Origin of the sequence: Virgibacillus sp. M23, from assembly GCF_034190895.1 — a bacterium.
Classification (GTDB): Bacteria; Bacillota; Bacilli; order Bacillales; family Amphibacillaceae; genus Virgibacillus; species Virgibacillus salarius.
Map to the genome: position 1 here is coordinate 1 of NZ_JAWDHA010000096.1, position 9666 is coordinate 9666.

Annotated in this window: 9 protein-coding genes, 2 tRNA genes and 1 rRNA gene; 11 read left to right on the forward strand and 1 reads right to left on the reverse strand. The window is 37.0% G+C overall.

Annotated features, from left to right (window positions below; translation table 11 throughout):
- The first annotated feature begins 11 nt into the window (after nt 1–11).
- The 9 genes from rrf to RVS70_RS20825 all read left to right on the forward strand — a co-directional run bounded on the left by rrf (nt 12) and on the right by RVS70_RS20825 (nt 5625).
- Nucleotides 12–127 (forward strand): 5S ribosomal RNA (gene rrf, locus RVS70_RS20785).
- A gap of 16 nt (nt 128–143) precedes the next feature.
- Nucleotides 144–220 (forward strand) — tRNA-Met (locus RVS70_RS20790).
- A gap of 109 nt (nt 221–329) precedes the next feature.
- A tRNA-Asp gene (locus RVS70_RS20795) sits at nt 330–406 on the forward strand.
- A gap of 221 nt (nt 407–627) precedes the next feature.
- Nucleotides 628–1593: a thiamine-phosphate kinase gene (gene thiL, locus RVS70_RS20800; protein WP_121604542.1), complete on the forward strand. Its 966-nt coding sequence runs from the start codon at nt 628–630 to the stop codon at nt 1591–1593.
- 9 nt (nt 1594–1602) lie between these two features.
- Complete coding sequence (tsaE, locus tag RVS70_RS20805; RefSeq protein WP_121604543.1) at nt 1603–2058, forward strand: tRNA (adenosine(37)-N6)-threonylcarbamoyltransferase complex ATPase subunit type 1 TsaE; 456 nt, start codon at nt 1603–1605, stop codon at nt 2056–2058.
- A 25-nt stretch (nt 2059–2083) separates the two neighbouring features.
- The gene (gene tsaB, locus RVS70_RS20810; RefSeq protein WP_026680370.1) at nt 2084–2791 is read left to right on the forward strand and encodes a tRNA (adenosine(37)-N6)-threonylcarbamoyltransferase complex dimerization subunit type 1 TsaB; all 708 of its coding nucleotides are present in this window, start codon (nt 2084–2086) and stop codon (nt 2789–2791) included.
- Nucleotides 2784–3233, forward strand: coding sequence for a ribosomal protein S18-alanine N-acetyltransferase (rimI, locus tag RVS70_RS20815; RefSeq protein WP_026680371.1), 450 nt, complete (start codon nt 2784–2786; stop codon nt 3231–3233). Before tsaB ends, rimI begins: the two co-directional genes overlap by 8 nt.
- Entirely contained in the window at nt 3230–4240 is a 1011-nt protein-coding gene (tsaD, locus tag RVS70_RS20820; RefSeq protein WP_121604544.1) for a tRNA (adenosine(37)-N6)-threonylcarbamoyltransferase complex transferase subunit TsaD, read from the forward strand. Before rimI ends, tsaD begins: the two co-directional genes overlap by 4 nt.
- Nucleotides 4241–4452: 212 nt before the next feature.
- Nucleotides 4453–5625 carry an FtsW/RodA/SpoVE family cell cycle protein gene (locus tag RVS70_RS20825; RefSeq protein WP_026680373.1) on the forward strand — a complete coding sequence of 391 codons (1173 nt, stop codon included), beginning with the start codon at nt 4453–4455 and terminating at the stop codon, nt 5623–5625.
- 303 nt (nt 5626–5928) lie between these two features.
- Here the strand turns inward: RVS70_RS20825 and abc-f are convergent, their stop codons facing one another.
- A complete protein-coding gene (abc-f, locus tag RVS70_RS20830) occupies nt 5929–7854 on the reverse strand; it encodes a ribosomal protection-like ABC-F family protein (protein ID WP_321134683.1) in 1926 nt (641 codons plus the stop codon).
- A gap of 133 nt (nt 7855–7987) precedes the next feature.
- Between abc-f and moaC the strand changes: the two genes are divergently transcribed.
- Nucleotides 7988–8497, forward strand: a complete 510-nt coding sequence (gene moaC, locus RVS70_RS20835; protein ID WP_121604545.1) for a cyclic pyranopterin monophosphate synthase MoaC — start codon at nt 7988–7990, stop codon at nt 8495–8497.
- Complete coding sequence (locus tag RVS70_RS20840) at nt 8478–9128, forward strand: redox-sensing transcriptional repressor Rex (RefSeq protein WP_026680376.1); 651 nt, start codon at nt 8478–8480, stop codon at nt 9126–9128. Before moaC ends, RVS70_RS20840 begins: the two co-directional genes overlap by 20 nt.
- Nucleotides 9129–9666 lie beyond the last annotated feature (538 nt).

The following is a 9666-nucleotide window of genomic DNA, read 5'->3' on the forward strand; positions in this document are numbered from 1 at the left end:
CATCCTTTAGGTCTGGTAGCAATAGCGGAGAGGTCACACCTGTTCCCATGCCGAACACAGAAGTTAAGCTCTCCAGCGCCGATGGTAGTTGGGGCTTTGCCCCTGCAAGAGTAGGACGCCGCCAGGCCAAGTTATAATCATATCGCGGGATGGAGCAGTCTGGTAGCTCGTTGGGCTCATAACCCAAAGGTCGCAGGTTCAAATCCTGCTCCCGCAACCAAATTACATTATTAACTATATTGGTTAATTGAATATCAATAGTACTGTAAAATGTAACCAAAACGTTTCATCTAACTACACTGAATAACATTATTATAGTTGAATAAATTGGTCCGGTAGTTCAGTTGGTTAGAATGCCTGCCTGTCACGCAGGAGGTCGCGGGTTCGAGTCCCGTCCGGACCGCCACTAATATTATAAAGGTAGACACAGGATTTCATTATTGAAAATCGTGTGTTTTTTATATTTAATAGGAATTTTCATCAAGAAGCTGTCGCCCCGAATCAAGTAAAATATCCATCCTTATCTACTTCATGTTATTTCCAATCTAGTATGGTTTCCTTTTTCATTTTTCAACATTTTTTGCTATCATAAAATATAGCTTAAAAAGAAATTGGTGTGACTTGTAAATGGATGAATTTTCATTAATTGATTCAATAAAACAAACATATTATAGCCAGCCTACTTTAATCAAAGGTATTGGGGATGATGCAGCTGTTATACGTCAATCTGCATCAGATATTGTAACGGCAGTTGATACTTTTGTAGAAGGAGTCCATTTCCGAAGGGATACGATGGAGCCTTTTCATGTAGGCTTTCGGGCTTTAGCAGCAAATTTAAGTGATTTAGCTGCAATGGGAGCAACTCCTGCTTTTTATCTAGCTTCTATTGTTATTCCTAAGACTTGGACCGAAATAGAAATTGCTGAGATCTTTGCTGGCATGAAGAAAATGGCTGGGAAATACCACATGGACTTAATTGGTGGAGACACAGTATCGGGCAAAGAACTATCTTTATCTATTACTGTGATTGGTTATGTTGATCATGATAAAATTCGCTATCGTCATACTGCTAAAGCTGGAGATATTGTATTTGTAACGGGTACATTAGGTGATTCACAAGCAGGCTTTCATATTCTGACAAATCCAAGCTCCTACGATAACGCAGCGTATTTTATTAAAAGGCATCAACTACCCACACCTCAAATCGATTTTGCAGCTCATTTGCAGAAGTTTACTCGAATCACATTAAATGATGTGAGTGATGGCATTGCAAGTGAAGCAGCAGAAATTGCGGAAGCTTCAAGGGTAACTATTCAATTAGAGGATAATCGAATTCCAGTTCATGAGACATATAATCAATTTCCTTCTGATTTACAATATAACTGGAAATATTTTGGAGGGGAAGATTTTGAATTATTAGGTACTGTTCCGTCAGCGGACTGGTCGGAGTTAAAGAGCGTAGCTAAATTATTACCTGTTAGAATAACGAAAATAGGTAAAGTTATAAACGAGGATACAAGTGGAAAGGTATATATCAATAAGGATGGTAGGAATTACACTTTACCAAAGCAGGGGTACACACATTTAAAGTAGGTGGATTTATTGGATACATATCAAATTACAACTCATACAGTAGAAGAAACAATACAGCTTGCTGAAAAACTTGCGATATTACTTAAGCCAGGCGATGTTATTACGCTTGAAGGTGACCTTGGAGCTGGAAAGACAACTTTTACAAAGGGTATTGCAGTTGGACTAGGAGTAAAACGAAATGTGACAAGTCCAACATTTACGATTATTAAAGAGTATGAAGGCGAACTGCCGTTATATCATATGGACGTCTATCGATTAGAACATTCAGATGAGGACATAGGGTTTGATGAATATTTTAATGGAGACGGTATTTGTATCGTTGAATGGGCAAGATTTATTCAAAATTACTTACCACAAAATCGTCTAGAAATAACTATTTCATACATTAATGAACATTCGAGAGAATTAGCATTTACTGCATGGGGTGACCATTTTAAATACGTTCTAAATGAACTACAGTTATAATTTAGCAGAATGAGGAGTTATTTACATGAACATACTTGCTATCGATACTTCGAACCAAGTAATGAGTGTCGCTATTCAACAAAATGAGCAAATCATTGGCGAAATAAATACAAACTTAGCGAAGAATCATTCCGTACGTTTAATGCCAGCAATTGATCAATTAATGAAAGATATTGGATTAATGCCTGATCAATTAGAGCAAATTGTTGTTGCAAAAGGTCCTGGATCATTTACAGGAGTTCGAATTGGGTTGTCTACAGCAAAGACAATGGCCTGGGCACTGAATATACCAATAGTGGGCATTTCTAGTTTGGAAGTCCTTGCATATCAAGGGCGATTTTTTAATGGTCTTATTTGTCCTTTTTTTGATGCTAGAAGGGGAATGGTTTATTCCAGTACCTATCAGTGGCAAGGTACGATTATGGAAGAGATTGTACCTGAATCAAATATCTCCATGGAGGATTTATTAAACAAGCTTAAGGCTTATGACAAGCCTGTTTTGTTTTTAAGTCCTGACATGCATATTCATCAGGAAGCTATTGAACGGATAGTGGGAATAAATGCCATGATTCCAGAACCTACCTATCATCTACCTAGGGCTTCTCATTTGATATTAGCATCTAAAGATAAACCCATTGATTCTACACATACGTTGACTCCAAATTACCTCAGACTTGCAGAAGCAGAAGCGAAATGGCTTGAGCAACAAAGGGAAAAGCAAGCGAATGAGTAACGTAGCAATACGAAAAATGGAAGTAGCTGATGTTCAACAAGTAATGGAAGTGGAAAAGGCATCTTTTACCACTTCATGGACGACAGACATTTTTTATCAGGAGATTACCGATAATCCACATGCATATTATTTTGTGATGGAGCTTGACGATACTATTGTCGGTTATGTAGGTATGTGGATAGTCCTGGATGATGCACAAATTACGAATATTGCTATTATGCCATCTTTTCGAGGGAGAAGATTAGGAGAAAAACTATTCCACTATACTATTCGATATGCGATAATGAAAGGAGTCAGTCGTCTGTCTTTAGAAGTTCGTAAATCGAATATGGTAGCACAAAAATTATATCGTAAATTTGGGTTGGTATCAGGCGGCATTCGTAAAAATTATTATACAGATAATCAGGAAGATGCAATTGTAATGTGGGTGAATTTAACATGAAAAAAGACACAATACTATTAGGAATTGAAACAAGTTGTGATGAAACTGCAGTAGCCATTGTAAAAAATGGAAGAGAAATTCTTGCCAATGTCGTTGCATCACAAATTGATAGTCATAAACGATTTGGCGGAGTAGTTCCAGAAATAGCTTCCCGTCATCATGTGGAACAAATAACGTATGTACTGGAAGAAGCACGACAACAGTCAAATACGGTATGGGAAGATATTGATGGGATTGCAGTTACGGAAGGGCCAGGTTTAGTAGGTGCTTTATTAGTAGGTGTGAATGCTGCTAAAGCATTGGCTTTTGCTAAACAAAAACCGTTGATTGGTGTACATCATATAGCTGGACATATTTATGCAAATCGGTTAGAAAAGGAATTTGAATTCCCTTTGCTTGCATTAATCGTTTCTGGTGGTCATACAGAACTTGTTCTTATGAAATCACATGGAGCATATGAATTAATTGGCGAAACAAGGGATGATGCTGCAGGAGAAGCCTATGATAAAGTTGCACGTATGTTGCAATTGCCTTATCCAGGTGGCCCGCAAATTGACCGGCTGGCAGAACTAGGAGAAGAAGCAATCGATTTTCCTAGAGCTTGGTTAGAGCAAAATAGCTATGATTTTAGCTTTAGTGGGCTGAAGTCTTCTGTTATTAATACCATTCACAATGCAAAACAACGTGGAAAAGAACTTAGAAAAGAGGATATAGCAGCTAGCTTTCAAGCTAGTGTGATTGATGTATTAACTACAAAAACGGTTCGTGCAGCAAAGGAGTTTGACGTTAAACAGGTTATTATTGCAGGCGGTGTAGCAGCTAACAGAGGGTTACGTAATGCGTTGGAAGCGGAATTTGCAAAGACTAGTATTCCGTTATTAATACCTCCTTTAAACCTTTGCACGGATAATGCTGCAATGATTGCTGCTGCAGGGACAATTGCTTTTGAACAAGGTAGACGTTCAGGGCTTGAATTAAATGCAAGACCTTCGTTGCTTTTAAAGTAATCCACAGTTTGTCACAGAAATGTTCATAACTTCTTTGAAGTCTGTCAGATAGTCATGTTGAAAGTGGGTAAAATTGTGGAAAACTGCATAAAAACGTGTGGATAATGTGCATATCTTTTTATTAATAGCAATATAATGCATGTTATTCACTTTTGAGCTTGTGGATAACTATACAACATTTAATGATGTTAGAGAAATTTGGTGATTGAGCAGTGTCTAAGAAACAGTCCTTTTATATACAGAATGATTTAATTATCTTATTTATTTTGTTTGTATGTGTCAGCTTACTTGCTATTTACAACGCCCAGCAATTGGATCAATATGGTAAGAACTTTGTCTTGCAACAAATTGTTTGGTTTACAATAGGTGTTGGTATTGTAGCTGCCATACAGTATTTAGATATTGAGCAAATACAGAAGGCTAGTGTCTTCATATATGGATTTGGTGTACTTGTGCTTGCTGTGTTGTTAATTAGTCCTGAGGCGATAGCAAAGCCTGTCAATAATGCGAAAAGTTGGTTCCAGCTTCCTGGACTTTCGTTACAGCCCGCTGAGTTTACGAAAATAACGACCATTATATACATGGCTGCTGTTATCCACAGCCATAAGCAAAAATTTGAAAGACCGACCGTAAAGTCAGACATACTTATGTTAGTTAAAATTCTTGCAGTAGTTGGAGCTCCCGTCTTTTTAATTATGCAACAGCCTGATTTTGGTACGGCAATGGTGTATCTATTCATTGCAGGAATGATTATTATATTATCGGGAATTGATTGGAAAATTATTACGTTCCTAATTGTTAGTATTTCAGCGATACTTGGCGCTGTATTAGGATTTATTGTAAAGTTCCCGGATCTAGCAAAGAAAATTGTTGGAGACGATCAGGCGTACCAGATTGATCGAATTATGACGTGGTTTGATCCTACGCAACAAACAAGTGATGCTACATGGCATTTTGACCAGGCTTTTATGGCACTTGGTTCAGGGCAATTATTTGGAAAAGGGCTTGGGACACCTCAGGTTAATTTCCCAGAAGCACAAACCGATTTTATCTTTTCCATCATTGGAGAGAGCTTTGGTTTTGTCGGCAGTGCGCTTGTCATTTTTCTATATTTTATGTTGCTATATAAGTTAGTTACGATTGGGCTCGCTATTTATAAGCATTCGCCGTTTGCTGCATATATTTGTTTTGGCTACCTGAGTATGCTGTTAGTCCACGTGTTTCAAAATGTTGGGATGGCAATAGGAATTATGCCGGTTACAGGAATTCCGTTATTGTTGATAAGTTATGGAGGCAGTTCCGTATTATCCACAATGCTTGGCTTTGGCGTGATTTATCGAATAGCTGTGGAAAACTCGATTCAAAATGATTATCTATTCAAATAAATATGGTCATCTAAAAAAGCTACATGATATAAAATTGCGATCATGTAGCTTTTTATTTACAAGCAGATGTGGCATATCATCATCGAAATCTAGGATATGGGACGCTTTATGTAGACTCGAGCAATTTATCCATCTAAGGTTGACTATTCTTTCTATTTCATACTTCGGTAAACCACCTAATCATTGTATTCAAAAAATGATAAAAAACCCGAGCTATTTTTCGAAATATAACTTCGTATATTCGGAATATAGCTCGGATTTGTTTCATCTAGATTACTATGTTGGGGCGCTCTTTTAAATCGATTATTCCTCTTGTAGCTCGGCCCACTCTTCCATTAATCGTTCGATATGCTGTTTTCGATTTTGCGTCTCTTGAGTTAATTCAAGTGCCTTTTCATGATCTTGGAAAATTTCTGGCTGTGTCATTTTATCTTCTATCTGATTGATTTCTAACTCTAGTTTTTCAATTTCTTCCTCGAGTTCAGCAATTCGTCGTTGCTTCTTGCGTCTTTCACTTTTTAATTGCTTTTCTTCCTTGTAGCTCCGCTTTTTTTCAGTTGTTGACTTTTGTTTAACTACTTCAGCTTGCTGTAATCTTTGTATTTCTGCCTCTTCTGCTTTTTTCTCTAGATAATAATCATAATCCCCTAAATAAAGCATCGTATTGGATCTTTGCATTTCGATCACTTGATCAGCAATTTTGTTAATAAAATAGCGATCATGAGAAACAAAAAGTATCGTACCTGGATAATCGATTAAAGCAGCTTCAAGTACTTCCTTACTATCGATATCAAGATGGTTTGTCGGTTCATCGAGTATAAGCAGATTGGCTTTTTGCATCATCAATTTAGATAATGCCAGTCTTGCTTTTTCTCCCCCACTTAATGCATTCACTGGCTTTAAGACATCGTCTCCTGAAAATAAGAAGTTACCAAGAACGGTGCGTATATCTTTTTCATTTATCGTCGGATAATCATCCCAGAGTTCCATCAATACCGTTTTTGAAGAGTTTAAATTTGCCTGCTCTTGATCATAATAACCAATTTGAAAATTTGTTCCGAGCTGAATGTTACCTTTTGCAGCCTTCAGTTTACCTAATATAACTTTTAATAACGTAGTTTTACCAACTCCATTAGGTCCTACTAAAGCAACACTTTCACCACGATTTAGGTGCAGATCTACATGGTGAAATAAGTCATTATCTTCACCATCATAACGAAAGGACAGATCATTGATTTTTAAGACATCATTTCCACTTCTTTTGTCGATATGAAATGAAAAGGAAGCAGAAGATTCTTCTCCTAAAGGTCGATCAAGCTTGTCCATTTTTTCTAACTGCTTCCGCCTACTTTGGGCACGCTTGGTTGTAGACGCACGTACAATATTTCGTTGAATAAAATCCTCCATTTTTTTAATTTCAGATTGTTGTTTTTCATATTCTTTTAGGTCTTTTTCAAAATCCAAAGCTTTTTGTTCTAAAAATTTACTATACGTACCATGATATTTTTTCGTTTTATGTCTGGAAATCTCATAAACGATGGATACGGTCTTATCTAGAAAATAACGATCGTGGGAGACGATGATGATAGCTCCAGGATAGCTTATTAGATAGTTTTCTAACCAATTTAATGTATCAATATCCAAGTGGTTTGTTGGTTCATCTAAAATAAGTAACTGTGGCTTCTTTAATAACAGTTTTCCTAGTGCCAATCTAGTTTTTTGACCACCACTTAGTGTTTCAATTGGTGTTTGGTAGTCAAAATGATGAAAATCTAGGCCAGTTAAAACAGCTTTTATATCTGCTTCATAGGTATATCCGCCATTCCTTTGAAAGACCTGTTGTAGTTTATCGTATTGATCCAATAATTTTTCATAGCTGTCAGTTGAATGGTTAGTCGTTTGTTCCATTTGCTTTTCAAGGAGACGTAGCTCTTCTTCCTGTTTTCTTAATTCCGTAAATACAGCGAGCATTTCATCCCAAATGGTTTGATTTGATTCAAGTGACATATGTTGTGATAAGTAACCGATTGTTAAATCCTTAGGCTGGAAAAGCTCACCATCATCATAGCTGAGTTCACCAGCCATTATTTTTAATAGTGTAGACTTTCCAGCTCCATTTCTACCTACAATAGCAATACGATCATTGTCTTTTACTTCCATTTTTATATTCGATAGAATCTCATCAGCACCAAATGCCTTAGAAAGTCCATTCATTTGCATAAGTATCATAGCTTTTCACCTCATCCATACTAGTGTATCTTAATTACATGAACGCAAGCAATATAATTGTGAAAACGATCACGACTTATTTCCATTTTTCTGCTAGAATAGAGATGGAGTTCAAAGCAATGGAGTTGGGCAAATGTCAGATTTTACACACTTTAATCAACAGGGTAGGGCGCATATGGTGGATATTAGTGATAAGCAAGAAACGAATCGTATGGCAATCGCTAGATCCAGTATCCTTATGAACAAACAAGTTTATGAGGCGATTATTGGAAATGCTATAAAAAAAGGGGATGTACTTGCAGTTGCACAAGTTGCAGGTATTATGGCAGCAAAGAAGACACCAGACTTTATTCCAATGTGTCATCCGTTACCATTAACGGGCGTTAATATTTCGTTTCAGTGGGATACGTCACATGATACATATGAATTAATTGTTGATGCCACTGTGAAAACGAAAGGAATTACAGGTGTTGAGATGGAAGCTCTTACTGCTGTGTCTGCTGCTACATTGACAGTATATGATATGTGCAAAGCGATTGATAAAGGGATGACCATCGGCCAGACATTTTTAATCGAAAAACAAGGTGGTAAATCTGGAGATTATTATCGTAAGGAAAGAAGGAATGACCATGGATCAAAATAAAATACCTCAAGCAACTGCTAAACGCTTGCCATTGTATTATCGATTTTTAAATAATTTGAATCACCAGGGCAAAAAAAGGGTGTCCTCCAAGGAATTAAGTGATGCGGTAAAAGTCGATTCTGCTACCATTCGCAGAGATTTTTCTTATTTTGGTGCATTGGGTAAAAAGGGATATGGCTATAATGTCGAATACCTATTGGGATTTTTTCGTAAGACGCTCGATCAGGATGAAACAACGGATGTTGCACTAATTGGCGTAGGTAATCTAGGTACTGCCTTTTTACATTATAATTTTATGAAAAATAATAATATATTAATAAAGATGGCGTTCGATAGTGATCCCGATAAGGTTGGAACTACGATTGGTGATGTACCTGTATATAATATTGCAGATTTAGAAGACAAGATAGCTGGTGTAAAGGTGGCAATCTTAACAATCCCTGCTAGTGAAGCGGATGGAATCACCGATCGACTCGTGGAGCAAGGGATTACGGGGATTTTAAATTTCACTCCAGCGAGGATTACGGTTCCAGAACATATTCGTGTTCATCATATTGATTTAGCGGTTGAGCTACAAGCACTTGTTTACTTCTTAAAACATTATCCTTTAGAAACGAATCGTCTAGAATAAGCGAAGCCTCTTGATGGTAATTAAAGCTACTGAGAAGCGTTTTTGATATGCTCTCCTTTATCTCGCTAATAACTCAGTAAGATCTTAATTCAAGCAATAATACGGATTAAGCGGGGGATCGACTGCCAGTAAATGTCCGATTGGTTTTACGAATAATCCGTGGGGATAAACAAATCCCCCACGGATTGAAGTTTTACTTTGTGTAGACAGATTAAACATTGATTCTGTATTACTTAAGGAGCGTTTTAATAGTGAAATAGCAGTATTTGATGAAGCGTCGTTTTCCATGGGCAACGCTTCAATGTATATTTTCTTTCTTGATTGGAAAAGCAAAAGTAAGTAGTTTTTTGCTCTTAAGGAAAAATGAAATCAGAAACAAGCTGGGAAACCTAGATAGGGTTTCTTTTTTTGTAAGTTAAGAAAGTATAAAATCAGTGCAATGACTGCGTTAAGCCAAGTAGTTATTTTGAAATGTTTGTGTATATTGGCAATGCTCCGACTAATTACTTCGCTTTCCGCGGGCACGGCCTCAACTAAC